The sequence below is a fragment of the Perspicuibacillus lycopersici genome, from assembly GCF_025660475.1.
Classification (GTDB): Bacteria; Bacillota; Bacilli; order Bacillales; family Caldibacillaceae; genus Perspicuibacillus; species Perspicuibacillus lycopersici.
This window is the reverse complement of record NZ_JAOUSF010000003.1, coordinates 652,004-678,421: the sequence shown is the minus strand read 5'-3', so window position 1 is coordinate 678,421 and position 26,418 is coordinate 652,004. Positions and strand designations below refer to the sequence as shown.

The 26,418-nt window shown below is 34.9% G+C and carries 23 protein-coding genes and 1 other annotated feature (1 of these 24 running past the window's edge); of the genes, 20 read left to right on the top strand and 3 right to left on the bottom strand.

From position 1 onward, the window contains the following. The first annotated feature begins 106 nt into the window (after window positions 1–106). From pfkA to OEV98_RS11505, 3 genes are all read left to right on the top strand, one after another. Window positions 107–1,066 carry a 6-phosphofructokinase gene (gene pfkA, locus OEV98_RS11515; RefSeq protein WP_263073430.1) on the top strand — a complete coding sequence of 320 codons (960 nt, stop codon included), beginning with the start codon at window positions 107–109 and terminating at the stop codon, window positions 1,064–1,066. Between the two features lie 18 nt (window positions 1,067–1,084). Then, window positions 1,085–2,845, top strand: coding sequence for a pyruvate kinase (gene pyk / locus OEV98_RS11510; RefSeq protein WP_263073429.1), 1,761 nt, complete (start codon window positions 1,085–1,087; stop codon window positions 2,843–2,845). A 62-nt stretch (window positions 2,846–2,907) separates the two neighbouring features. Then, window positions 2,908–3,294 (top strand): FxsA family protein, encoded by a 387-nt coding sequence (locus tag OEV98_RS11505; protein ID WP_263073428.1) that lies wholly within the window; start codon window positions 2,908–2,910, stop codon window positions 3,292–3,294. Between the two features lie 81 nt (window positions 3,295–3,375). Here OEV98_RS11505 and ytvI read toward each other — a convergent pair whose 3' ends face one another. After that, complete coding sequence (ytvI, locus tag OEV98_RS11500; RefSeq protein ID WP_263073427.1) at window positions 3,376–4,497, bottom strand: sporulation integral membrane protein YtvI; 1,122 nt, start codon at window positions 4,495–4,497, stop codon at window positions 3,376–3,378. A 299-nt stretch (window positions 4,498–4,796) separates the two neighbouring features. Between ytvI and OEV98_RS11495 the strand changes: the two genes are divergently transcribed. The 3 genes from OEV98_RS11495 (at window position 4,797) to icd (ending at window position 8,440) form a co-directional block, all read left to right on the top strand. Continuing rightward, window positions 4,797–5,255 (top strand): DUF441 domain-containing protein, encoded by a 459-nt coding sequence (locus OEV98_RS11495; RefSeq protein WP_263073426.1) that lies wholly within the window; start codon window positions 4,797–4,799, stop codon window positions 5,253–5,255. Between the two features lie 684 nt (window positions 5,256–5,939). Beyond that, window positions 5,940–7,055, top strand: coding sequence for a citrate synthase (gene citZ / locus OEV98_RS11490; RefSeq protein WP_263073425.1), 1,116 nt, complete (start codon window positions 5,940–5,942; stop codon window positions 7,053–7,055). Window positions 7,056–7,171: 116 nt separating this feature from the next. After that, entirely contained in the window at window positions 7,172–8,440 is a 1,269-nt protein-coding gene (gene icd, locus OEV98_RS11485) for an NADP-dependent isocitrate dehydrogenase (protein ID WP_263073423.1), read from the top strand. A 202-nt stretch (window positions 8,441–8,642) separates the two neighbouring features. Here icd and OEV98_RS11480 read toward each other — a convergent pair whose 3' ends face one another. Beyond that, window positions 8,643–9,062: a hypothetical protein gene (locus OEV98_RS11480; protein ID WP_263073422.1), complete on the bottom strand. Its 420-nt coding sequence runs from the start codon at window positions 9,060–9,062 to the stop codon at window positions 8,643–8,645. A 233-nt stretch (window positions 9,063–9,295) separates the two neighbouring features. Between OEV98_RS11480 and OEV98_RS11475 the strand changes: the two genes are divergently transcribed. The 9 genes from OEV98_RS11475 (at window position 9,296) to OEV98_RS11435 (ending at window position 20,568) form a co-directional block, all read left to right on the top strand. Next, entirely contained in the window at window positions 9,296–10,012 is a 717-nt protein-coding gene (locus tag OEV98_RS11475; RefSeq protein WP_263073421.1) for a response regulator transcription factor, read from the top strand. Then, a complete protein-coding gene (gene pnpS, locus OEV98_RS11470; protein WP_263073420.1) occupies window positions 10,009–11,769 on the top strand; it encodes a two-component system histidine kinase PnpS in 1,761 nt (586 codons plus the stop codon). Before OEV98_RS11475 ends, pnpS begins: the two co-directional genes overlap by 4 nt. Before the next feature lie 288 nt (window positions 11,770–12,057). Next, window positions 12,058–13,029 carry an FtsH protease activity modulator HflK gene (gene hflK, locus OEV98_RS11465; RefSeq protein ID WP_263073419.1) on the top strand — a complete coding sequence of 324 codons (972 nt, stop codon included), beginning with the start codon at window positions 12,058–12,060 and terminating at the stop codon, window positions 13,027–13,029. After that, window positions 13,022–13,951, top strand: coding sequence for a protease modulator HflC (gene hflC / locus OEV98_RS11460; RefSeq protein ID WP_263073418.1), 930 nt, complete (start codon window positions 13,022–13,024; stop codon window positions 13,949–13,951). The genes hflK and hflC overlap by 8 nt, the downstream gene beginning before the upstream one ends. 244 nt (window positions 13,952–14,195) lie before the next feature. Further along, window positions 14,196–16,829 (top strand): DNA polymerase I, encoded by a 2,634-nt coding sequence (gene polA / locus OEV98_RS11455; RefSeq protein WP_263073417.1) that lies wholly within the window; start codon window positions 14,196–14,198, stop codon window positions 16,827–16,829. Between the two features lie 28 nt (window positions 16,830–16,857). Further along, entirely contained in the window at window positions 16,858–17,688 is an 831-nt protein-coding gene (gene mutM / locus OEV98_RS11450) for a DNA-formamidopyrimidine glycosylase (protein ID WP_263073416.1), read from the top strand. 109 nt (window positions 17,689–17,797) lie between these two features. Next, window positions 17,798–18,445 carry a sporulation membrane protein YtaF gene (gene ytaF, locus OEV98_RS11445; RefSeq protein WP_263073415.1) on the top strand — a complete coding sequence of 216 codons (648 nt, stop codon included), beginning with the start codon at window positions 17,798–17,800 and terminating at the stop codon, window positions 18,443–18,445. Window positions 18,446–18,647: 202 nt separating this feature from the next. Continuing rightward, complete coding sequence (gene coaE, locus OEV98_RS11440; RefSeq protein ID WP_263073414.1) at window positions 18,648–19,247, top strand: dephospho-CoA kinase; 600 nt, start codon at window positions 18,648–18,650, stop codon at window positions 19,245–19,247. A 289-nt stretch (window positions 19,248–19,536) separates the two neighbouring features. Further along, entirely contained in the window at window positions 19,537–20,568 is a 1,032-nt protein-coding gene (locus OEV98_RS11435) for a glyceraldehyde-3-phosphate dehydrogenase (RefSeq protein ID WP_263073413.1), read from the top strand. Window positions 20,569–20,683: 115 nt separating this feature from the next. Here the strand turns inward: OEV98_RS11435 and OEV98_RS11430 are convergent, their stop codons facing one another. Further along, the gene (locus OEV98_RS11430) at window positions 20,684–21,568 is read right to left on the bottom strand and encodes a GNAT family N-acetyltransferase (RefSeq protein ID WP_263073412.1); all 885 of its coding nucleotides are present in this window, start codon (window positions 21,566–21,568) and stop codon (window positions 20,684–20,686) included. A gap of 278 nt (window positions 21,569–21,846) precedes the next feature. Here OEV98_RS11430 and OEV98_RS11425 point away from each other — a divergent pair, with 278 nt between their 5' ends. The 5 genes from OEV98_RS11425 to ytxC all read left to right on the top strand — a co-directional run bounded on the left by OEV98_RS11425 (window position 21,847) and on the right by ytxC (window position 26,134). Beyond that, window positions 21,847–22,239 carry a hypothetical protein gene (locus tag OEV98_RS11425; protein ID WP_263073411.1) on the top strand — a complete coding sequence of 131 codons (393 nt, stop codon included), beginning with the start codon at window positions 21,847–21,849 and terminating at the stop codon, window positions 22,237–22,239. A 73-nt stretch (window positions 22,240–22,312) separates the two neighbouring features. Then, the gene (gene nrdR, locus OEV98_RS11420) at window positions 22,313–22,774 is read left to right on the top strand and encodes a transcriptional regulator NrdR (RefSeq protein WP_263073410.1); all 462 of its coding nucleotides are present in this window, start codon (window positions 22,313–22,315) and stop codon (window positions 22,772–22,774) included. Between the two features lie 76 nt (window positions 22,775–22,850). Next, window positions 22,851–24,221, top strand: coding sequence for a replication initiation and membrane attachment family protein (locus OEV98_RS11415; protein WP_263073409.1), 1,371 nt, complete (start codon window positions 22,851–22,853; stop codon window positions 24,219–24,221). Window positions 24,222–24,233: 12 nt separating this feature from the next. Further along, on the top strand, window positions 24,234–25,181 hold the full coding sequence (dnaI, locus tag OEV98_RS11410) for a primosomal protein DnaI (RefSeq protein ID WP_407676507.1): 948 nt from the start codon (window positions 24,234–24,236) through the stop codon (window positions 25,179–25,181). 107 nt (window positions 25,182–25,288) lie between these two features. Beyond that, window positions 25,289–26,134: a putative sporulation protein YtxC gene (gene ytxC, locus OEV98_RS11405; RefSeq protein ID WP_263073406.1), complete on the top strand. Its 846-nt coding sequence runs from the start codon at window positions 25,289–25,291 to the stop codon at window positions 26,132–26,134. 193 nt (window positions 26,135–26,327) lie between these two features. Next, window positions 26,328–26,418, top strand: a binding site (T-box leader) (it continues 144 nt past the right edge of the window).

Sequence of the window (26,418 nt, the reverse complement as noted above, 5' to 3'; positions counted from 1 at the left end):
ATTGAGTTAATGGTTTCATCATGGTATGTTAATTGTATATTCCTTAACAAAGTTTTATTTTTATTATTTAGCATTAATCTATTTCTACATATCGAGGGTGGTAATTATGAAAAAAATTGGTGTGTTAACTAGTGGTGGGGATTCACCTGGAATGAATGCTGCAATTCGCGCAGTTGTTCGGAAGGGTATGTACCACGATTTAGAAGTATATGGTATTTATAATGGATACCAAGGGTTAATAAATGGTAATATTGAAAAATTAGAATTAGGATCTGTAGGCGATATTATCCATCGAGGAGGAACAATTTTACGTTCTGCACGTCTACCGGAGTTTGCTAATTTAGAAGTGCAGAAAAAAGGTTTTGCGAAATTAAAGGAATTTGGCCTAGATGGCTTAGTAGTCATTGGTGGAGATGGTTCTTATCGTGGTGCGAATGCGCTTACGAAACTAGGATTCCCTTGTATTGGCATTCCAGGAACAATTGATAATGATATTGCTGGAACAGATTTTACTATTGGATTTGATACAGCAATAAATACTGTAATCGATGCGGTAGATAAAATTCGTGATACTGCTTCTTCTCATGAAAGAACCTTTGTGATTGAAGTAATGGGACGTAATGCTGGTGACATTGCACTATGGAGTGGTCTTGCTGGTGGTGCAGAAACAATCTTAATTCCAGAAGAAAATCAATCAATGGATGAAATTGTTGACCGCCTTACTCGTGGTAAAGAGCGTGGCAAGAAGCACAGTATCATTATTGTTGCTGAAGGTGTTACAAGTGGAGTTAAATTTGCCGAAGAAATTCAAAAACGATTAGATATTAGTGTACGCGTTTCCGTACTTGGACATATGCAACGTGGTGGATCACCTACTGTAACCGATCGTGTATTAGCAAGTCGACTTGCAGCACATGCTGTAGAGCTATTACTAGAAGGAAAAGGTGGACGTGCTGTTGGTATCCAGAAAAACCAAATTGTCGATCATGCAATTGCAGATATCGTGGATCAACCACACAGTATCGATTCAAAAATGTTCAATTTATCTAAAGAGCTATCTATTTAATCAGGGAGGATTTTTAAAATGAGAAAAACGAAAATTGTTTGTACGATCGGTCCTGCAAGTGAAAGCGTTGAAAAATTAGTCCAACTTATTGAAGCAGGAATGAATGTAGCAAGACTTAACTTTTCCCATGGGGATTATGAAGAACATGGAGCACGTATTAAAAATATTCGTGAAGCAGAAAAAATTACCGGAAAAAGTGTCGCCATTTTGCTTGATACGAAGGGACCAGAAATCCGTACACACAACATGGTAAACGGTGCAATTGAATTAAAAACAGGAAATACAGTAACGATTGCAATGGATGAAGTATTAGGAACAGAAGATAAATTTTCCGTTACATACAGTGGTTTAATTGATGATGTTCAAGTTGGTTCGAAAATATTGTTAGATGATGGTTTAATTGGACTAAATGTCATTGGCATTGATAAGGATGCAAAAGAAATTAAAGTAGAAATTTTAAATAATGGTACATTGAAAAATAAAAAAGGTGTAAATGTACCAGGTGTTTCTGTTAATTTACCAGGAATTACAGAAAAGGATGCGAATGATATTGTTTTCGGTATTGAGCAAGATATCGACTTCATTGCTGCTTCTTTCGTTCGTAGAGTATCTGATGTGTTAGATATCCGTGCTTTATTAGAAGCACATAATGCACCACATATTAAAATCATTCCTAAAATTGAAAACCAAGAAGGCGTCGATAATATTGATGAAATATTAGAAGTAAGTGATGGTTTAATGGTTGCTCGTGGGGACTTAGGTGTGGAAATCCCAGCAGAAGAAGTTCCACTTGTACAAAAAATGCTAATTAAAAAATGTAATAAATTAGCAAAACCAGTAATCACTGCTACACAAATGTTAGATTCTATGCAAAGAAATCCTCGTCCAACAAGAGCGGAAGCAAGTGACGTAGCAAATGCTATCTTTGATGGTACAGATGCTATCATGCTTTCTGGTGAAACAGCTGCTGGTACATACCCAGTGGAAGCAGTTCAAACAATGCACAATATTGCTTCACGTGCAGAAACAGCATTAGATCATAAAGAAATTCTTGCGTTACGTAGTAAAGAAACAGAACATAATTTTACAGATGCAATTTGTCAATCTGTTGCCCATACCGTTATAAATTTAGATATTGATGCTGTCATTACCCCAACAGAAAGTGGACATACAGCGCGCATGGTTTCTAAATATCGTCCGAAAGCCCCAATCATTGCAGTTACAAGCCATCCAAAAGTTGCAAAACAATTAGCACTTGTATGGGGAGTATATCCACGTGTAAGTGAAGCAGCAACAACTACAGATGAAATGCTAGAACAATCTGTAAATGAAAGCCTACGTAGTGGTATCGTAAAACATGGAAATAAAGTGGTTATCACTGCTGGTGTTCCAATCGGAGGATCAGGTACAACAAATATTATGAAAGTCCATGTAGTAGGAAATGTTTTAGCAAAAGGACAAGGTATTGGACGTAAATCTACGTTCGGTAAAGTTGTTGTAGCAAATAATGGTAAAGAAGCGCAAGAAAAGGTAACTGAGAGTTCTATTTTAGTAACATATTCATCTGACCGTGACATGATGCCTGCAATTGAAAAATGTAGTGCATTAATTACTGTAGAAGGTGGATTAACTTCCCATGCAGCAGTAGTAGGTTTAAATGTAGGTATTCCTGTAATTGTTGGTGTGGAAAATGCATTGGAAATTTTCAAAGATGGCCAAGAAATTACAGTTGATGCTGGAAGTGGTACTATATATGAAGGGCATGCAAGTGTACTTTAATACTGCTAATTTGGTATAATGGAATAAAATTCGGAAGTCGTAAATTATAGGCGGTGGTCCAAATGCGGTATTTGATTCCAGTGTTAATTATTTTGCCCGCATTAGAAATAGGTTTGTTATTATATTCAGGGCATCATCTCGGAATTGGCACCACGATTTTATTAATAATCTTTACTGGTGTAGTAGGAGCGTATTTAGCAAAAAAGCAAGGGCTCGAAACAATACGATCGGTCCAACAGCAATTGCAATATGGCATCCCACCAGGTGAAGCAATATTGGACGGACTATGTATTTTAGTAGGTGGCGTTCTATTACTTGCTCCTGGATTTATTACCGATTGTATCGGATTTCTCTTATTATTACCGTTTACAAGAAAAATCGTAAAGCCACTAATTAAAAAATGGTTTAAGCATTTGATCGATCATCGGACAATTACTATCATTCGTTAATATGAAAATAAAAAAACGGATCACAAACAGGAAAATAACCTGTTGCTGTGATTCGTTTTTTATTTTGTTTGAAACAACACATTATTCGATAGCATCTTTTCCTTTAATAAAATGCCATAAATCAGTGAATACACCTGTTCGAAACAGCGTAACAATGACAACAGCAATGATTGGACCGATAATTAAACCAGAGAAACCAAATATTTGTAGTCCCACAAAAATTGAAATGAGTGATGTTAATGGGGTAATGCCAATATTAGTGGATACAACTTTAGGCTCCATTAATTGCCTTTGAACAATTACGACAATATATAAAACCGAAAGACCGACGGCTACTGGGAAATTCCCTACTAAAAACTGATAAATAATCCATGGAACAAAAATTAAACCAGTTCCTAAATATGGTAATAAATCAATAATCGCAATAATAAAGGAAAGGGCTAGAGCATAGTCTACACGAATAATTAAAAGACCGATAAACACAATGACAAAAGTAATTGAAATTAATGTTAATTGTGCCACGATAAAGCCGAAAAATGCCTTGCGTAAATCAATATAAACATTCATACTGCTTTGTTTTACTTTATTGGGAAGAAATTTCCCGGCAAAATGTTTCAAACGATACCAATCATTACTTATAAAGAAGGTTGCTAATATCGTAAAAATTAGTACAGTGGCAGCATTTGGAAACCAAGAAATAAAACCAGGAAGCTTTGTTAATAGTGTTTGCATAAAACCCGCAACCGTGGTGGCAAGATGGGAACCAATTTCTTGAATATTGGTTATAATCGTTTGTTGCTGTTCTTCGCCAAGATTGAAAAATATATTTGTCAATTGGTTAATAAATGGATTGACAGTTCCGGTAATCCAATTTTGAATGGAATCCACTAATGCTTGAATTTGATCTGGTGAATTTTTCGCCAAATATTCTGCGCCGGATATGATTTCAAAAATTAATAATGTTAATAGACTAGCAATTAATGCGAAAATAATAATAAGGATTAATAATACAGCAAGTGGTCTTGGTAGCTTTCCTTTAAATTGGAGAAAATTAACTAGTGGGTTCATTAAAAACGCAATTATCCATGCAAAAATAAAGGGATAAACTACAGAAGATATATAATAGACGGCAACTAATAAAAAAAACGTACCGCCGACAACTATAATAGAGCGGAAAAATCGCTGAAAATAAATTGAGTTCAAGGAAAATCCTCCCAATGCATAATAACTTGACCATGTATTATATTTATTTTATCGATTTGCCTATGGAATGGAAAGAATAAAAGACAGATTATTCTCTGAATTCCTTCGACTCTATTCGAATAAATTATTTGTTTTATGACTTTTCAAGGAAAAAATTAATAAAAAATATGTAAAAGAATAGCGAAAATGGGCTATTGCTAGTTGAAATTGTCATTATTTTATTTCGATCCGTGTTTTGTTATTATTTAGGAATAAGGATGTATACAGTATAAAGAGTCTAAAAAGGAAAGGACATCAAGATGCAAGCATATTTATTTTTAGGTTTACTATTCATTATTGGCGTATTAGCGAAAAATCAATCATTAATTATCTCGATTGCCATTTTATTAGTGATAAAGTTAATTTTTCAACAGGATAAAATTTTGACTCTTATTCAATCCAAAGGAATTAATTGGGGGGTAACTGTCATTACGATTGCGGTATTAGCTCCAATTGCTACCGGGCAAATAGGTTTTAAAGATTTATATGAGTCACTAAAATCACCAATTGCATGGGTTGCTATTATTTCTGGAATTGCAGTAGCATTATTAGCCAAAAATGGTGTTGTTCTTTTAGCAAAGGAGCCCCATATTACGACAGCACTTGTATTAGGAACTATATTAGCGGTTACTTTATTTAAAGGTGTTGCCGTCGGACCACTCATCGGCGCAGGAATCGCATGGTATGCGATGAAATTATTTGGTATTTTGAATCCGTGAGTTGTTTTCGGTTAGATATTTGTTATTAGTGAGCAGACGGAATACATTTGAAGCATTATCGGAATTATTTTGCCCTGTGTAATCCGCCTGCTAAGCAATCTATCTGACTAGAAATCCATGCTTTTACTTGATTAAAATCATAAATGGAGAAAGCAAACAAGTCTTGATTTCCATATTAAGAAACACTTCCCCCGCTCCACACGATTATGCATCAGCCAGCATTTTTTGGTGCTGAAGCAGAAAAATTATTCCTATTCCACCAAATGGAAAAAATTGTGTAAGTAAATTTTTTTGGAAAAATAATAATTTCTTCACATTTTCGTCACTAACCATTCACAAAAGTAAAAAAATTAGTTATAATAAATCTGTGAACAATCTAATAGATGTGAATAGTGGTTTTTATGGAAAAATATTTTGTAAGCATTTTCTTTTTCCTTTTTGCTTTTTTATAATAGAATAAGATTATTACCAATCGTAGTTAAGTATCGTATGGATGGACTTAATACAATTTATTCTTGGATTTGAGGGGGATGGTATTTACTAAATTTCATTCTCAAAAATACTTGCAAGATTATTACGAACAAAGAACAACAAATGGGGATACTTTAATTTTTTTATTAATAAGTTTTTGATTATTTAAGTATGATAGAATAATAAAAAATTTTAAAGGAAAGGGAGAATTTTATGAGTGCAACTAAAGGGTTAGAAGGCGTTGTAGCAGCATCAACATCTATCAGTTCGATTATTGATGACACATTAACGTATGTAGGGTATGATATTGACGATTTAGCGGAAAATGCAAGTTTTGAAGAGGTAGTTTACTTACTTTGGTATCGTCGATTACCAAATGCAATTGAGTTAGAAGATTTAAAGATTCAGCTAGCAGCAAATGCTTCTATTCCAGCTGCAGTAGTTGATCATATTAAGTCCTATCCAATCAAACAAGTTCATCCAATGGCGGCTCTTCGGTCAGCAATTTCATTTTTAGGATTATTTGATGAGGAAGCAGATGATCAAAGCGAAGAAGCAAACTTCCGTAAAGCAATCCGTATTCAAGCAAAAATTCCAACTTTGGTGACAGCGTTTTCTAGAATCCGTAAAGGACTAGAACCAGTAGCACCACGTAAGGATTTTGGCTTTGCTGAAAACTTTTTATACATGCTTACCGGAAGTGAACCAGATTCCATTGCGGTAGAAGCATTTAATAAAGCGCTTGTATTACATGCAGACCATGAATTGAATGCATCAACATTTACTGCACGCGTATGTGTGGCAACCCTTTCAGATGTATATTCTGGGGTTACTGCCGCAATTGGTGCATTAAAAGGACCATTACATGGTGGTGCTAATGAACAAGTAATGAAGATGCTAACCGAAATTGGTTCTGTTGAAAATGTAGAAAGCTATATTAATAATAAAATCGCCAATAAAGAAAAGATTATGGGCTTCGGGCATCGGGTATACCGTCTAGGTGATCCGCGTGCGAAACATTTAAGAGAAATGTCTGAGAAATTAACAAAATTAACTGGTGAATCTAAGCTATACGATATGTCGGTGAAAATTGAAGCACTTGTAACAAGTCAAAAGAATATTCCACCAAATGTAGATTTTTATTCTGCATCTGTTTACCACAGCTTAGGAATTGATCATGATTTGTTTACCCCAATATTTGCGGTTAGTCGTGTATCTGGTTGGTTAGCTCATATTCTCGAACAATATGCTAACAATCGTTTAATTCGTCCACGTGCCGACTATGTTGGACCAAATAAACAGCAATATATTAAATTGGAAGATAGATAATAATTAATAATCTTTTTATTATTTTAAAAGATTGTTTTATAATAAGGATAGTAGGTTAGGAGAATAGTTTACTCCTAGCCTTTAACATGAAATTAGCGAACATGGGAGGAAGTATTATGACACAAGGTGAAAAAATTACTGTAACAAATGGCGTATTAAATGTTCCAAACAACCCAATTATTCCATTTATCGAAGGAGACGGCACGGGTCCAGATATTTGGGCATCTGCATCAAGAGTTTTAGATGCAGCTGTAGAAAAAGCATACAATGGTAAAAGAAAAATTGTTTGGAAAGAAGTTTTAGCAGGGGAAAAAGCTTTTAATCAAACAGGCGAATGGCTACCAACCGAAACATTAGATGTTATTCGTGAAAATATTATTGCTATTAAAGGTCCACTTACAACACCAATTGGTGGGGGAATTCGTTCCTTGAATGTTGCACTACGTCAGGAACTTGATTTATTCGTTTGCTTGCGACCTGTTCGTTGGTTTGAAGGGGTTCCTTCACCAGTAAAACGTCCGCAAGATACTGACATGGTTATTTTCCGTGAAAATACAGAGGATATTTATGCAGGTATTGAATATAAAGAAGGCTCTGATGAAGTGAAAAAAGTCATTAAATTTTTACAAACAGAGCTAGGTGTGAAAAAAATTCGCTTCCCTGAAACCTCTGGAATTGGAATTAAACCAGTTTCTAAGGAAGGGACGGAACGATTAGTACGTTCAGCTATTAATTATGCAATTAAAGAAGGGCGCAAATCGGTAACGTTAGTACATAAAGGTAATATTATGAAGTTTACAGAAGGTGCCTTCAAAAACTGGGGTTATGAATTAGCAGAACGCGAATTTGGAGATAAAGTCTTTACTTGGGCGCAATATGATCGCATTAAAGAAGCAGACGGAACAGATGCAGCGAATAAAGCACAAGCAGATGCAGAAGCAGCAGGAAAAATTATCATTAAAGATTCTATCGCAGATATTTTTTTACAACAAATTCTTACACGTCCTCGTGAATTTGATGTAGTTGCTACAATGAATTTAAATGGTGATTATATTTCCGATGCACTAGCAGCACAAGTTGGTGGAATCGGAATTGCCCCTGGTGCTAATATCAATTATGAAACCGGACATGCAATTTTCGAAGCAACACACGGAACTGCACCGAAATATGCGGGTCTAGATAAGGTGAACCCTTCTTCCGTTATTTTATCTGGTGTTTTAATGCTTGAACATTTAGGGTGGAATGAAGCAGCAAACTTAATTACAAATTCGATGGAAAAAACAATTGCATCGAAAGTAGTTACTTACGATTTTGCGCGCTTAATGGATGGTGCAAGAGAAGTAAAATGTTCTGAATTCGGAACACAATTAATTGATAATATGTAATTGAATAATAAACATTTGAGATAAATATTAATTCTCTATTGTTTTTCCTACGAGGCTGATACAAAACTTATCTCTAAACGAAAAGCCGATGATATTTTACTTTTGTAAAATATCATCGGCTTTTATTTTTTGCGGTTAAACTTTAATGTAGAAATAATGAGATAAAATTCGGGAAACTTTTAATAAAGGTTTCCCAATGCCTTTAAACGTCATTTAATATATGCTCTAAATATACAATTCCCATAAAAATTAGCCAGACTGCTAATGGAATTGCAAAACTTTTAATGGCTTGTCTCGGTTTATAAACTTTATTTTTCTTTTGTAGAACTCTATCTGTAATAAAGAATAACAATGAAGCCCCTAAACTATACAATAGTAATATAAGACCAAAAACAGCGTGTAAAATGTCAGAGATAATTATTTCAGATTTTTCTTTTTTCATTTTTGTTGAAGTGAATTGATTGACTTTATCACTAATGATTGAGGTTAATACTCCATAAAATAAAATTGCTGGGAAACTATACATCAAATAAACAGGTGTACTTAATGCAACAGCAAATAAATAATTTGGTAATGATGAAATAGTTTCACCAAATGGATTTGGTATGATTAGACCTAACATAATAGTAAACATAGAACCAGAGACAGATGCAGAAATTATTTTTTATGATATTATTTTATACACCTCCATACTACTCATTATAAACATAGAATGATGAAACTCTAAACATTCCATCCCCGATTTTTACAGCCCATATTTTTCGTTGGTTTCTTTTTCTCTTATCGTTATAATAAAGATATAGTTAGATGGATGTTTGGGGTTAAAATCAAACTATATTGGGGGAACAATAGAATATGGGCAAAAAGGTTTTGGTAATTGATGATGAGCAATCCATTGTAACGTTATTACAATATAATTTGAGTCAAGCAGGATATGAAGTAATTACAGCTTTAGATGGGGAAGAAGGACTGAATCTCGCAATTCAAGAGCAACCAGAGATGATAGTGTTAGATTTAATGCTACCGAAAATGGATGGTATTGAAGTTTGTAAGCTTCTCCGCCAACAGAAAATCGATATTCCAATTTTAATGTTAACAGCAAAAGATGATGAATTCGATAAAGTGCTAGGTCTTGAACTTGGTGCTGATGATTATATGACAAAACCATTTAGTCCAAGAGAAGTTGTGGCAAGAGTGAAAGCAATTTTACGAAGAGCCAACAACAATCTATCAGAGACGGCTAGTTTTAACCACCAAAATCATGAACAAATGAACATCGGTGAGCTTACCATCCTATCTGAGCAATATGAAGTTTATTTAAATGGAGAATTATTAGAGTTTACACCAAAGGAATTTGAATTATTATTGTATTTAACGAAAAATAAAGGACGAGTATTAACTCGTGATCAGCTATTGAACGCCGTCTGGAATTACGATTTTGTTGGTGATACAAGAATCGTTGATGTGCATATAAGTCATTTACGAGAAAAAATCGAAAAAAATTCTAAAAAACCAATTTATATAAAAACAATCCGTGGACTTGGATATAAGTTTGAGGAACCCCGTGTATGAGAAAGCTGCATTACAAATTAGTGTTAGCACTAGTTGTTTTAATAATCATTGTTTTAGTTTGTTTAGGCTTACTCATTGGACAATTATTTAAAAATTATTATATTAACTCTTTTCATAATCAATTTGAAAAAGAAGGTGCCATCTTAACGCAAATTATTGAAAAAGCTGGTGGCATATCAGATCTTGATTTAGAGGATTTACAAAAAAGCCACGATATATTACAAGCGAGAATTACTATTTTACAACCGGATGGTACGGTCACATATGATAGTGGAGATTCGGTTAAATACTACAATCATTCTGAAGTAATCGAAGCTATTATTGACGAATCCGCTTCTAAAGATTCCGGCCTATATCAGGTAGGACGAGGTTTTGATATTTCCTACTATTGGGAACGGATAAACATAAATGGGGAAGAAAATGGATTATTAATATTAAGTAGCACGATTAAAGAATTAAATACCGCTTATAAACAAATTTGGTTATTATTATCCATAAGCTTTGCATTAGCATTGGTCATTATTTTAATTATCGGGTCAAAAATTATGTCACGGTTTACAAAGCCTGTTGAATCTGCCGCAAATGCTGCGATTGAGCTAGCAAAAGGAAATTATCGGGCAAGGACATATGAAGATGACAATAATGAATTTGGGATTTTAAGTAAATCGATTAATATATTGGCAAGAAATTTGCAGCAAATCACAAAGGAGCAGGAAATGCAGCAGGACCGTCTAACGACATTAATCGAAAATATGGGGACCGGTCTATTGTTGATTGATGATCGTGGCTGCATTAACTTAACTAATCGTACATATAAAGAAATATTCGGTATTAAAGATCATGAGGTTGTTGGCCATTCATATAATGAAGTCATTAAATATAAGGATATTTGTAATATTATTGATGTTGTGTTTATGACCGAGCAAAAAATAAGAAAGCAAATTACAATTCCAATTGGTATTCATATGAAGAATTTTGAAATTTATGGGGCACCTATTTTCAGTTATCATAATGAATGGAAAGGTATTGTCATTGTTTTACATGATATTACCGAATTAAAAAGGCTGGAACAAATTAGAAAAGATTTTGTCGCAAATGTTTCGCATGAATTAAAAACGCCGATTACATCGATTAAAGGATTTGCAGAAACATTAATTGATGGTGCCTATTTAGATGAACAAGCGCTACATTCCTTTTTAAATATCATATTAAAGGAATCCGATCGCCTCCAATCGATTATTTCTGATTTGTTGGAGCTTTCCCGGATTGAACAGCATGGATTCCAGCTGAAGCTTGAGTTAGTAAATATTTACGAAGTAATCGCGCAAATTATGGAAATGTTACGAAATAAGGCAGACCGAAAATCGATTGAGTTAGAGCTTATCCATGATCAGGAAGAATATATAATAGAAGGTGATAGCCTTCGGATTAAGCAAATTTTTATCAATTTACTATCTAATGCTATTTCCTATACACCACAAAATGGAAAAGTAACGATTCAATTTCAAAAAGCAAATGATTTTATCCATGTTTCCATTACCGATACTGGTATTGGGATTGCAAGAGAAGAAATCCCAAGAATATTTGAGCGGTTTTATCGGGTGGACAAGGACCGAAGCAGGAACTCTGGTGGAACTGGCCTCGGTCTAGCCATTGTAAAGCATTTAGTAGAGGCACATCATGGAGAAATAGATGTGGAAAGTGAATTAGGGAAGGGTTCCACCTTTATCGTCAAGCTAAGAGAAAAACAAGAGTGAAACGGATGAAATTTACAAACGATTTACACTAGCTTTATGTAATATTAACATGGGGTTGTTACCATATATATGAAAACCCCATCATCCATAAACTGGATGGAAAAAGACAGAGCTACCCCGCTCTGTCTTTTTCTTTGTGTATTTTAAAGGGAGTCTGCTTTGTAGTTCCAGTGTCTCTATTGCAGAAAGTAATGAAAAATTAATGACGATGAAATAATTGAAACCTAAATGATCCTTCATACGTACTACTGTTTATTACGAAAATGTTTTAATAGAAAGGAAGATTAGATGACAAGTATAAAACGAATATATGTTACTACTGGTTTTGTCATTGGAATCATTATATTAGGAATTGTAGGCTTAACCTCTTGGTATACCGTTGATGAATCGGAGCAAGCCATCGTATTAACCTTTGGGGAGGCTGGTCCACCAATTTCTGAGCCTGGATTGAAATTTAAATTTCCATGGCCAATTCAGTCAGTAGAAAAATTATCAAAAGAAACATTCAGTCTACAATTTGGGTATGTAGAAAAAGACGGGGAAATAGTTTCGGAAAGTGAAGAAGATACAAAAATGATCACTGGAGATGAAAATATAGTTTTAGCAGATTTAGTTGTCCAGTGGAAAATAACAGACCCAGAAAAATATTTGTTTAATGCCGATAGTCCAGAGGAAATCTTATATAATGCAACAAGTGCATCATTACGGAGCATTATTGGAAGCTCTACTATAGACGAGGCATTAACAGATGGAAGAGCAGCAATCGAAGGAAATGTACGCGAGCTTTTAACAGAATTAGTCAACCAATACGATATTGGTGTTTCAATATCGGCAGTAAAATTACAGGATGTAGAACTGCCAAATGATGAAGTACGTGCCGCATTTACAAATGTAACGGATGCTAGAGAAACGATGAACACGAAAATTAATGAAGCAGAAAAGTATAAAAATCAAAAATTAAATGAAGCAATTGGGGAAGAAGAAGCTATTATTTCTCGTGCAGAAGGAGAGAAAACCGCTCGTCTTGAACAGGCAAGAGGGGATGTTGCTGTATTTAATGAGCTGTATGAACAATATAGTAGTAGCCCTGAAGTAACGAGAGAACGTTTAGTTATTGAAACATTAGAACAAGTGCTACCAAATGCAGAAATTTATATTATGAATGATGACGGCGATACATTGAAATATTTTCCACTCCGTCCATTAGATAGTACTGCACCTAAAACAACAACAGAGGAAGGAAGTGACACAAATGAGTAATGTTGTCGATATGGAGCCAAAACGAAATGACTTCCCAATCAGAAAATGGATACGAACAGGCTTCTTTTTCCTTGTAATTATTTTGGCTCTAATCATTCTCTTCACGAATGTATTCATTGCGAAGGAAGGAGAATATAAAGTCGTCCGTCAATTTGGGGAAATTGTTCGGGTAGAAAATGAGCCCGGATTATATTTTAAAATTCCTTTTATACAAGATGTTACAACATTACCAAAACATCAACTGTCTTATGATGTAAAGGAATCAGAAATTAATACGAAAGATAAAAAGCGGATGATCATTGATAATTATGCCGTTTGGCGGATTACCAACCCGCAAGAAATGATTACAAATGCTAGAACAGTAGATGGTGCGGAAGCAAGGATGGATGAATTTATTTATTCCATTGTTCGTACAGAGCTTGGACAATTGAATTATGATGAGATTATTAATGAGAAGGAATCGTCTCGTGGTAGTTTAAATGACCGAATAACCGATCAAGTTAATGAATTGCTAACAGCAGATAAGTATGGTATTGAATTAATTGATGTGCGGATTAAACGAACAGATCTACCAGAGGAAAACGAAAATTCCGTTTATACAAGAATGATCTCCGAACGTGAATCAACAGCCCAAGATTACTTATCACAAGGGGATGCTAAGAAAAACATTGTCATTGCAGAAACAGACCGAGAAGTACGGGAAAAGCTAGCAAAAGCAAATGCAGATGCAGAGGAAATTCGTGCAGAGGGTGAAGGGGAAGCTGCAAAAATTTATAATGAAGCATTCTCAAAAGATCCTGATTTTTATAGCTTATATCGTACGCTAGAGTCGTATAAAAAGACAATTAATGATAAAACTGTTATTATCTTGCCTTCTGATTCTCCATATGCGAGATTATTACAAGGTTACTTAGGTGAATAACTCCCTTATTAAATATTGTTAAATAACAAAATTCATTAAAAAAACGATATTTCAAAAGATGTATTAGATATTTTTGTCATGATAGCCGTTGTTTCCATTTTCCCATTATTCCATGATAGAATAAGGGAAGGAAATGACGGCTTTTTACTATTATTTTTTATCATGAAAGAAATTGATTTGATGTGTGATAGAAGCTTACAGGTCGTTTACATAAAATGAAAAAATGAACTAGGAGGTAAAATCAGTGGCTAATAAAGTTGTATTAATTGATGGAAATAGTATCGCCTACCGTGCCTTTTTTGCATTACCATTACTAAATAATGATAAAGGGATACATACAAATGCCATTTATGGATTTACGATGATGTTAATGAAGATTTTGGAGGAAGAAAAACCAAGTCATGTATTAGTAGCGTTTGATGCGGGGAAGACAACATTTCGCCATTCCACGTATAAGGAATATAAAGGTGGAAGACAAAAAACACCGCCGGAATTATCGGAGCAATTTCCATATATCCGTGAGCTATTAAAGGCATATGGCATTGTCCATTATGAGCTAGAAAATTTTGAAGCGGATGATATTATTGGAACATTATCAAAGCAAGCAGAAAACGAAGGGTTTGAAGTAACCATTGTTTCTGGGGATAAGGATTTAACACAGCTTGCTTCGGACAAAACTACCGTTTGTGTTACTAGAAAAGGAGTAACCGATATCGAGAAATACACTCCTGCACATATTGCCGAAAAATATGGATTAAGCGTCCAACAAATCGTCGATATGAAAGGGTTAATGGGAGATAGTAGTGATAATATACCTGGGGTACCTGGTATTGGTGAAAAAACGGCAATCAAATTATTAAAGGAATTTTCTACTGTAGAAAATTTATTGGAATCGATTGATCAAGTAAGTGGAAAAAAGGTAAAAGAAAATTTAACAACCTATAAAGATCAAGCTGTCATGAGTAAGGAATTAGCTACAATATTCCGGGAAGCGCCGATAGAAATAACACTCGATCAGCTTCAATACGACGGTATAAATAATGAGAAAATAATTCCGTTTTTTAAAGAGCTAGGCTTTCAATCATTATTAGATAAAATTGGTGGGAGTTCAGAAGCAGTAGAAGCAGAACAGCTAGAATCGGTAGCATATACTTTTGTAAAAAATATTTCAACCGAAATGCTCCAACCAGATAGTGCACTTTATATAGAAATAATTGAAGATAATTATCAGAATGCACCGATTTTAGGTATTACAGTTATTAATGATAATGACAATTATTATATACCTTTAAAAACGGCAATGGGGTCTGATTCTTTTAAAGCATGGCTGGAAGATGAAACTATGAAAAAATTTGTTTATGATGCGAAACGCTCCATAGTTTCCTTAAGAAAGCATGGGGTAGAACTTCGCGGGATAGCATTTGATTTATTAATTGCTTCTTACATTTTGAATCCTTCTGAAAATATACAAGACTTCAGTGATGTGGCAAAGGTTCATGGGTATACTAATATTTCATCTGATGAAGCGGTGTATGGTAAAGGTGCAAAACGTAGCGAACGTACGGATGAGGAACGTGCAGAGCATGTCGTTCGTAAAGGTATTTGTATCTATCAATTAAAGGAAACATTAGTGGAAGAATTACAGAAAAATGAGCAATATGAGCTATTCACCGATTTAGAAATGCCACTTTCAATTATTTTAGCGGAAATGGAGAGTACAGGTGTACAGCTAGATATTGGACGTTTACATGCAATGGGAGAAGAAATTAAAGGTAAACTCGAAACGATTGAAGAAGAAATTTACCGTTTAGCAGGAGAAACATTTAATATTAATTCACCTAAGCAATTAGGAGTAATTCTTTTTGAAAAATTAGGTTTACCAGTATTCAAAAAAACGAAGACAGGCTATTCTACCTCTGCGGATGTGTTAGAAAAGCTGCAGCATGACCATGAAATTGTTGATCTAATTCTTACGTATCGTCAGCTTGGAAAGCTTCAATCTACTTATATTGAAGGATTGCTTAAGGTCGTAAATAAAGAAACAAATAAAGTATATACCCGTTTTAATCAAGCATTGACCCAAACAGGAAGATTAAGTTCAACGGATCCAAATCTTCAAAATATCCCTATCCGTTTAGAAGAGGGCAGGAAGATTAGACAAGCATTTGTACCTTCCGAGCGCGATTGGGTAATATTTGCAGCCGATTATTCCCAAATTGAATTACGCGTTCTTGCCCATATTTGTGAGGATGAAAAGCTTATCGATGCGTTTATGCATGATATGGATATTCATACGAAAACAGCAATGGATGTTTTCCATGTGGAAAAAGATGAAGTGACCAGTAATATGAGACGTCAAGCGAAGGCAGTAAACTTTGGGATTGTCTATGGGATAAGTGACTATGGATTATCACAAAATTTAGGAATCACTAGAAAAGAGGCAGGCAAGTTTATTGATCGCTATTTTGCCTCTTATCCAGGGGTAAAACAATTTATGACAGATATTGTCCAAGATGCTAAACAGAAGGGCTATGTATCGACATTGCTTAAGCGCAGAAGATATATTCCAGAAATTACAAGTAGGAATTTCAATGTTCGAAGCTTTGCGGAACGGACAGCAATGAATACGCCAATCCAAGGTAGTGCAGCAGATATTATTAAAAAAGCGATGATTGATATGGCGAAGCGATTAGAAAAAGAACAATTACAAGCAAAGCTATTGCTACAAGTACATGATGAATTAATTTTTGAAGCACCAAAAGAGGAAATTGAGAAGCTTAAGGTGATTGTGCCAGATGTGATGGAGCATGCGGTACAATTAAAGGTACCATTGAAGGTCGATTATGCCTATGGTCCAACATGGTTTGATGCAAAATAATTAACGGAAAGAAGGATAGGATTTATCAATGCCAGAACTACCAGAAGTGGAAACGGTAAGAAAAACATTAGAAGCGCTAGTAATTGGAAAAACAATCGAGGAAATCCAAGTGTTTTGGCCAAAAATTATTAAACAGCCAGACGATGTTCAGGAATTTATCCAGCAAATAAAGGGTCAAACGATTCGGCGAATTGGTCGGAGGGGAAAGTTTTTAATTTTCTATTTAGATGAGGATGCGCTTATTTCCCATTTGCGAATGGAAGGAAAATATGGGGTGCATGCAAAGGAAGAAGCTTTCGATAAACATACACATGTGATTTTTTTCTTCACGGATGGAACTCAATTAAGATATCGTGATGTAAGGAAATTTGGTACAATGCATGTGTTTCCAATTGGCGAAGAATTTTCCCAGTTGCCATTAAAACAGCTTGGACCAGAGCCTTTTGATAAAGATTTTACACTACGTTATTTTGGGAATGCATTATCCAAAACAACGAGAAATATTAAGGCAGTATTACTGGATCAAACAGTTGTTACTGGCCTAGGAAATATTTATGTGGACGAATCACTGTTCCGGGCAAAAATTCATCCAGAGCGATTAGCAAATACGCTTTCGCAAGCTGATATTAAGCGACTAAGGACAGAAATCATTGCCACACTCCAAGAGGCTGTCGAAAAAGGCGGGAGCACTGTCCGTTCCTACGTAAATTCTCAAGGACAAATTGGTATGTTTCAATTGGAGCTAAATGTTTATGGTCAAGAAGGAAAGCCATGTAAACGATGTGGAACATTGATTGAAAAAACTAAGGTTAGTGGCAGAGGAACCCATATTTGCCCAAAATGCCAAAAGAACCAATAGAAATCAATTGCTCCAAGTATCCCATTCGACAAAATTAGCTAGCGAACATTTAAATAGCTCCTTTCATACGATGTAAATAGTTATGTATGGAAAGGAGCTATTTATCGTTATGCAGTTTTTCCCAGTATTACTTCTTGCCTTTGCCGTAAGTATTGATAGCTTTAATGTCGGTTTTACTTACGGATTAAGAAAAGTACAAATTCCTTTTCACGCAATAATTATTATTGCTTGTTGTTCAGGCTTGGCTCTGTATTTTGCGTCTATTCTTGGAGTCTATATGGGGACCTTTTTGTCACCAAGTATAAGCTCAACTGTTGGTGGAATCATTTTGATTCTGTTAGGTATATGGGCACTAGTGCAATTTTTTAAAACTTCAAAGGATAACCAGGCAGTGGATGTTTCTACAGAAAAGGTAGAAAAAGTTTTACTTAAGCTTGAATGGAAATCTGCTGGAATTGTCATCCATATTTTGAAGAAGCCATTGACGGCTGATTTAGATCACTCTGGTAAAATTACTGGCTTTGAAGCAGTTTTATTAGGGATGGCATTATCGTTAGATGCTTTAGGTGCGGGAATTGGTTCTTCCATGCTAGGGTTTTCTCCGCTTATTTTAGCAATCACGGTCGGGGTCATGAGCGCGTTTTTTGCTGCGGCTGGAATAAGAATTGGTGCATCCTTATCGAGTATTAAATGGATTAAGCAATTTTCGTTTATTCCAGGTATTTTACTCATTTGTATTGGACTATGGAAAATATAAATAGTGAGAGAGATAAAGGACGTTAACGTGTCATAGCTGTTTTTGAAAGAATATAAAAGGAAAGTATAGGCATTGATTATACTTTCCGCTAAAAAGCTATGCTCCTGTTCCGTAAAGCGTACCTCTATTGGCTGCTAATCATTGGCTTGTCCAATTTGACATGCTAAAATAGAGGTATTAACACAAACGGGAGGTAACATGGATGGCATTGGTTATAGGTGTTACAGGGGGGATAGCTACTGGAAAAAGTACGGTTTCGGCACTGATTAAGGAACAAGGGTTTACTGTAATCGACGCTGATATTGCTGCAAGACAGGTTGTTGAGCCTGGGGAAGTAGCACATCAGCAAATTATTGAAAACTTTGGGATAGATTTACTACTCGAAAATGGACAAATTAATCGGCAAAAATTAGGTAGTATCGTTTTTCATGATGAGGAAAAACGGCAATTACTGAATTCAATTGTTCATCCAGAAGTCCGGAAAAAAATGAACGATGAAAAACAGGCGGCTTTTGAGCGTGGGGAGCAAGTCATCTTTCTAGATATTCCATTATTGTTTGAAAGTAAGCTAACAGCCATGGTGGAGAAGATTATTGTTGTATATGTGGACGAACAAACGCAATTAAGTCGATTAATGAATCGAAATGGATTGTCAAAGGAAGATGCACTGTCTAGAATTCAATCACAGATTTCTATTGAAGAAAAAGTAAAATTAGGCGATGCCATCATCGATAATCGAGGCTCTATTGAAGATACAAAGCATCAATTATTAGCAATCTTTGAGAAATGGAATATACAATAATAAGAGTGAAAAGGTCGGTAATGAAATACATCTTGCTTTCATTAACAGCATAAAAAAAGATCAATTTCTTTCATTTGATGGAAAATTGATCTTTTTTTTAATGTGTATACAGAAATCATCATATAAATAAAGTGAAGAATAATTATGGATTATTTCCGGAGATTAATCAAAATTAGTTAAACATTTTTACTGATTTAAGAAAAATAATTACTAATGAAAAGATAATTATGTTATACTAATTATGAAAATAAACCTTTTTGTATATCATAATGTAACAAGGGGGCTCGTCATGGGGAAGAGAGTTGCAATTAACGGATTTGGGAGAATTGGACGAATGGTATTTCGAAAGGCAATATTAGATGATGCGTTTACTATTGTTGCCATTAATGCTAGCTACCCGGCTGAAACGCTTGCCCATTTAATCAAATATGATACCATTCATGGCAAGTTTTCTGCGGAAGTGAAAGCTGGAGAAGACTGTTTGATCGTAAACGGTAGAAAAGTATACTTATTAAACAATCGAAATCCACAGGAATTACCTTGGGAACAATTAAAGATTGATATTGTCATTGAAGCAACTGGAAAATTTAATGCACGTGAAAAGGCGGCATTACACTTACATGCTGGTGCGAAAAAAGTAATATTAACAGCTCCGGGGAAAAATGAAGATGTAACAATTGTGATGGGGGTAAATGAAGAGGATTTAAATATTGCAACACATCAAATTATATCAAATGCTTCCTGTACAACGAATTGTTTAGCGCCAGTCGTTAAAGTGTTAGATGAGGAATTCGGTATTGTAAACGGATTCATGACTACGGTGCATTCTTATACGAATGATCAAAAAAATATCGATAATCCACATAAAGATTTACGTCGAGCTCGTGCGTGTGGGCAATCCATTATTCCGACGACAACAGGAGCGGCGAAGGCAATTGCGAAAGTTCTCCCACAGCTTAAAGGAAAATTACATGGAATGGCATTACGAGTACCTACTCCAAATGTTTCATTAGTAGATTTAGTAGTAGATTTAAAAAAGGAAGTATCTGCTGAGGAAATTAATAGAGCTTTCGTCAAAGCAAGCGAAACATGTATGAAAAATCTTTTAGATATTACCTTTGAGCCACTTGTATCCAGTGATTTTAATACTAACTCAAAATCCGCGATTGTAGACGGATTATCAACAATGGTTATGGAAGGAAAAAAAGTAAAAGTTCTTGCATGGTATGATAATGAATGGGGATATTCCTGTCGAGTAGTAGATCTCGTAGGATATGTAGCCTATGAAATGGAGAAAAAAGTAGAGGTTTCTATGATGTAATAAATGAACCTCCACCACTGATTCTCCGTTCGGATAGGGTAATTGGTGGTGCAGGTTTTACATGGATGTATGAGCCGCTTATCAGCATGAAAATTTTTTTAAGAACAAACCATTTTTAACGAAGAATCTCTTTAGAGAGAAAACTTAAATTGTGAATGGCTAGGAAGCCTGCTTTTTTATATAATCTAATGGCAGCTTCTTTTTTTCTGTTGACACATAGTGTGATCGCATGAATATGTTCAAAAGTAAAGATCCAAGCGATTGCCCCAGCTAGCAACTGACCACCAATCCCATTGCCTCTTGAAACTTCTTTTACTGCGAAAAATTCGATGCTTGCCTCACCTACGAGCGGATCCACTTCTACATAAATATATCCCGCTAAACTTTGTAAATTTGTTGCAATAAAGATTTTTCGATAATCGTTTAGTCGCTCAATTATTTGCTTGCCACTATAATATGTGTTAGGAAAAATCTCATCATGTAGTTGTTGCATATCCGCGACATAGTCTGGCGATAGTTCGGCAATGGCCGTTTTTTTTACTAATGATTGATTTTCTTTAGGAAACGCTAAGATAGATTCTTCACTTTTTTTTATAAAACCAACCGCATTTGCTAGCTGAAGTGCCTGTGTATTTTTGTTGTTAGGAAACATATAGATGGTTTTTATTTCAATAGGGAGAAGCTGCTCGATTTCCTTCCATAATTCCAGTGGTGCATTTGCATGCCTACCTCCACCTTTAATAAAAGGTCCCCATATTTCAGCCGTTTGATTTTTCAAGTCCGCATCAAAACCTAATACACCTATTAATGTCGAATGGTAAAATGCAACTAGAAAGCTTTCTTGATAAGGAATCTCCAATTCTTCTAGTAAGTATTTCGTAATCTCCTCGGGATTTATCCCACAATAGCCAATATGTGATTCTTCTAGCTTATTTAATTCAGAGATAAAATGACTAATGATTTCCAGCTCTTCTAAATGCATTTTTCTAATTTGCAGCATATATTTTTCTCCATAAGTTTCTGTCTTTGTGAATATGTATATTTTCGATACGACATTATAAAACTCCTTTTTCCTAATGAAGCGGTATCTTGCCGACTAGAAGTAAACACATGTAACGACCGAATCTCTTAAAACCAGATGATACTGACACCTACAAATGATAGAAATACAAAAAAATCTCGTGATATTGACATCTATTAGAACATCATCATTTTTAATACGTAAAAAATGTAGTAAGATAGAACTAAATGAAAAAGTATCCGGAGGGATTGAACACAATGAGTAAAAAACGATCATTTTTTCAACGCTGGCAGAAGCAATGTGAAACGAGAGACGATCATTTTGATCCAGAATTAAAAAGTCATTATTATAAAACATCGTTTGATAAAGTTTTTCAAGGTGTAGAAGATACGATTAGAAAAAATACGAATATGACCATTACATCGACAGCAAAGGATAGAGGAGAAATTGCAATAAAAATGTCCAACGGTCCGAAGGCATTTATTGTTGCGACTGTTATTCAAGTTCGACCTTTTGAAACTGCTGTTGATTTTATGGTATCATCAGACAACTTATCCATTACTGGATTATATCCTTCACTTAAAAAAGTAGTATTACAATTATATGCAGAGTTGGATAAAAGTCTTCCGTTTGTAGGTACGAAAAAATAATCATTAATTGATGTGGAACTGCAAAAACACAAGATTTTTCATACTTCAATGGTTGGAAACGGAGGTGCAACGAATGAAATGTCCATCTTGTCAATACAATGGCACAAGAGTCATAGATTCTAGGCCGATTGATGAAGGTCGGTCGATACGGAGAAGACGTGAATGTGAAGCATGTAGCTTTCGTTTTACTACATTTGAAAAAGTCGAACAAACTCCTTTAATTGTGGTGAAAAAAGGAGGGACTCGTGAAGAATTTGACCGTGAGAAAATTTTACGAGGCTTACTGAAGGCATGTGAAAAGCGTCCTGTTCCGTTAAGTGTATTAGAAAATATTACGATGGAAATCGAGCATGAACTACGAAATATCGGTATATCAGAGGTAGACAGTGAGTCTATTGGCGAAATGGTAATGGACAAGCTAGCAACTGTAGACGAAGTGGCATATGTTCGCTTCGCATCGGTGTATCGTCAGTTTAAAGATATCAATGTGTTTATCGATGAACTTAAGGAATTGTTGAAAAAAGAAAAAGGATAATCAGCATGTAGTGTGAACGATTTTGTTCATACTACATGGTAAGTGAAAATTTGTAAAAAATACGAGGTTGATTTTTATGGAACCACATTGGAAGGAAGTTATTCCAGGTGATCAATATGTTGTTTCGATTGACGGACCTTTAAATGAAGGAGATCAAAAAGTTCTTTCATTTTTATATCAGCCTTTAATTGGTCCGATATGTGTAAGTTTATATTGGACATTAAGAAATCAAATTGAAGAGAATCGACTTTCGTCAGAGGTCGTTTCCCATTATTATATTATGAATTTAATGGATACTAACTTACAGGAAATCTATGCAGCAAGACAGAAACTGGAAGCCATTGGATTATTAGAAACCTATGTAAAAAAGCAAGAGGATAGTCGATTTTTTGTGTATTTGTTAAAGCCGCCATTATCTCCAAGTCAATTTTTTTCAGATGGTTTATTAAATATATATTTGTATCAAAAGATTGGTCAAGATTATTACAATCGTCTCAAACGATTCTTCGCAGACCAACATTTACCATTACATGATTTTGAAAATATTACAAAGGAATTTCAGCAAGTTTTTTCTTCCTCTAGCTCCTATGCATTTTATTCGAATGACTCGATGAAAGATGGAGAATGGAAAATCTCCGCTAAAGGAGAGGCAGTCCCTGTCACCGTTTCACCGGAAAGCTTCGATTTCGAATTACTGATGGCCGGGCTGAATGAAGCAGTTGTTCCGAAAGAGGCAATCACTTCGGAAGTAAAGGATGTTATTTTAAAACTTTCCTTCCTATATGGAATTGACCCCATTCAAATGAAAAATATCGTTTTAGGTGCCATTAATGAGCAAAATACGATTGATTTGGAAATGTTAAGAAAAGGTGCTAGAGATTGGTATACAATTGAGCATTACAGTTCCTTTCCGAAACTAGTAGATCGAATTCAATCGCCTATTTATCACACGGTTGTGGAGGCTCCAAAAACGAAAGAAGAACAATTAATCCACTATTTGGAAACGGTTAGCCCACGACAATTATTAGAAGATTTATCTGAAGGATCGGAACCTGTCGCGGCAGATTTACACCTTGTGGAAGATGTTATGTTTAAACAAAAACTAACGCCTGGTGTTATTAATGTGTTAATCCAATATTGCCTATTACGTACGGATATGAAGCTAACAAAAGGATTCGTAGAAAAAATTGCTTCCCATTGGGCTCGGAAAAAAGTAAAAACCGTTCCCGAAGCAATGGAATTAGCAAAAAGTGAAAATCGCCAATATTTGGAATGGCAGCAAGGAAAAAAAGAGAAGAAGCCAATACAAAGAAAACCGATTCGAACGGAAATGGTTCCTGATTGGTTTGAAAATCGTGTCCAAAAGAAAGAAACAGAGGAAGAAATAGATAATTTTGAAGAAGAAAAACGAAAAATGGAAGAAAAATTAAAGAAATATAAAAAGTAGGAGGTGGTAATGGTGGAGAAAATCGGAGATACATTAAAAAAACTAGGGGAACGAAGTAGTTTCCTAGACCGTTACGAAAAGATGAGAAAAGAAATTTTAGATAATCCCGAAGTTCGCCGATTTATTGAAGAAAACCGTGGCGAAGTAACACGGACGATGATTGATAATAGTTTAGTGAAATTGTACGAATTTATTTCGCAAAGCAAAAATTGTGCAAACTGTACCTGTCTTGGCGAGTGTAAAAATATTATTCCGGGCTTTGAGCCAGAGCTTGTGATCAATCGTAATGTAATTGATGTCCACTACGTTCCTTGTAAATTTAAAGTAATGGAAGATGAAAAAAAGAAGGCAGAAAGGCTAATTCAATGTTTGCATATGCCGAAGGAAATTTTACAAGCGTCGATGAGTGATGTATTAATTGATTCTCCCAGCCGTTTAAAGGCTGTTCAAAGGGCAGAACAATTCATTGAGAAATATAATAAAGACAATTTTCAAAGAGGTTTTTATTTCTATGGACCATTTGGAACGGGAAAAACCTATTTACTTGGCGCCATTGCAAATGAGCTAGCAAGGAGAAAAATACCGTCCTTAATCGTGTATGTTCCAGAGCTTATTCGTGAGATGAAACAATCCATCAATGATCATACGTTAAATGACAAGCTACAAATGTTAAAAAACGCACCTATTCTTATGTTCGATGATATCGGTGCAGAAGCGGTATCAAGCTGGGTGAGAGATGAAGTGCTATCTCCCATTTTACAATATCGCATGCTGGAGAAATTGCCGACATTTTTCACATCAAATTTTGATTTACAAGCATTATTACATCATCTAACCTATTCCCAGCGGGGAGAAGAAGAAAAGCTTAAAGCTGGGAGAATTATTGAAAGAATCCAGTATTTAGCAGATCCAATAAAGATCGATGGAAAAAATAAACGCTTTGAAAGCGAAGAGCAATAGATCTCATCTCAAGTATTGATATTGAAAATAAAATGAAAATCCACTTCTAAAATAACCAAGCCCCCCATATATATGAAAACAGGAATTCCTCATAGGGGGGAAAGAGTTTGGTTGTTATTCATTTTCAAAATCAAGAAGAAGTTGACTATTTATATATGCTTTTGAAGAAACATCAATCAGATGGTATACAGCTAACAAAAGGTTCGCTACAATTAACCGTCGATATTGACGATAGTAATATGGAATACGGATATTCTGTTTTGCATGTAGCGCTCAAGAAGCTAATATTAGAGAAAAAGAGAAATGATTGGTGGATAAGTATTTTAGAAGAGGAATTTTTTTATACGGATTTGGACGAGCAATTGCATATTCTTGATATGGTTCATTCAATTATTGCAGGAAAGCGTAATGATTTAACGGTAGAAATTGATCATGCTGCGGATGAACGGCAAATTGATGAAGCGATAAGCGATTTATTGCAAACAAGTCAATCGTTTTCTTTAGAGGCTTTCATTACGTTTCGCTTACGATTTTATATGGAAAAGCTTGTTACGTACATAGAGCTTGCGATTGATGAATATAAGCTGGAACAGGATTATCAAATGTTTATTCATTATTTACGTGATTTTATTAAAGATCGAAAGGCGCAAATGGATTGTGTTTATCTTGTAAACAATGAAGGCTTTATTTTTTTTGATGAAAATAAACAAGAAATAAAGCGTTCTGAGCTGAATAAACGGATTGACCGAAAATTATTAACACATCATCCAATTTATGTCGATTCAACTACGATTGCACCACTATTATCGATTGCTCCGAATAAAATTTATCTCTATACGAATGAACCTGAACAAGGAATTATTCAAACAATAAAACAAGTATTTGAAGAAAAGCTTGAAATCGAACCGTTATCTAATTTCTCATCATATTCCACGAATTTTCCCATCCAATGAAGATGGGATTTTTTTATGTTAAGATTATCGTATAGATGCATGGCAGACTAATGATGAAACTCCTTTATTTAGCAATCAAGAACATTTTATTGATTGTCGAATTTATATAGATTTTCTTGCATTATTGGATTAAAATTATTATAATACGTTCATAATACATTTATTACAGTCGTAATAGAAATAATTTCATACTACATAAGTAATGCGAAGGATATGAGTTTTTATACCGCCTTTACAGAGAGGGAAGCCTAGGCTGGAAACTTCCTACTGCGAATAAAATGCTT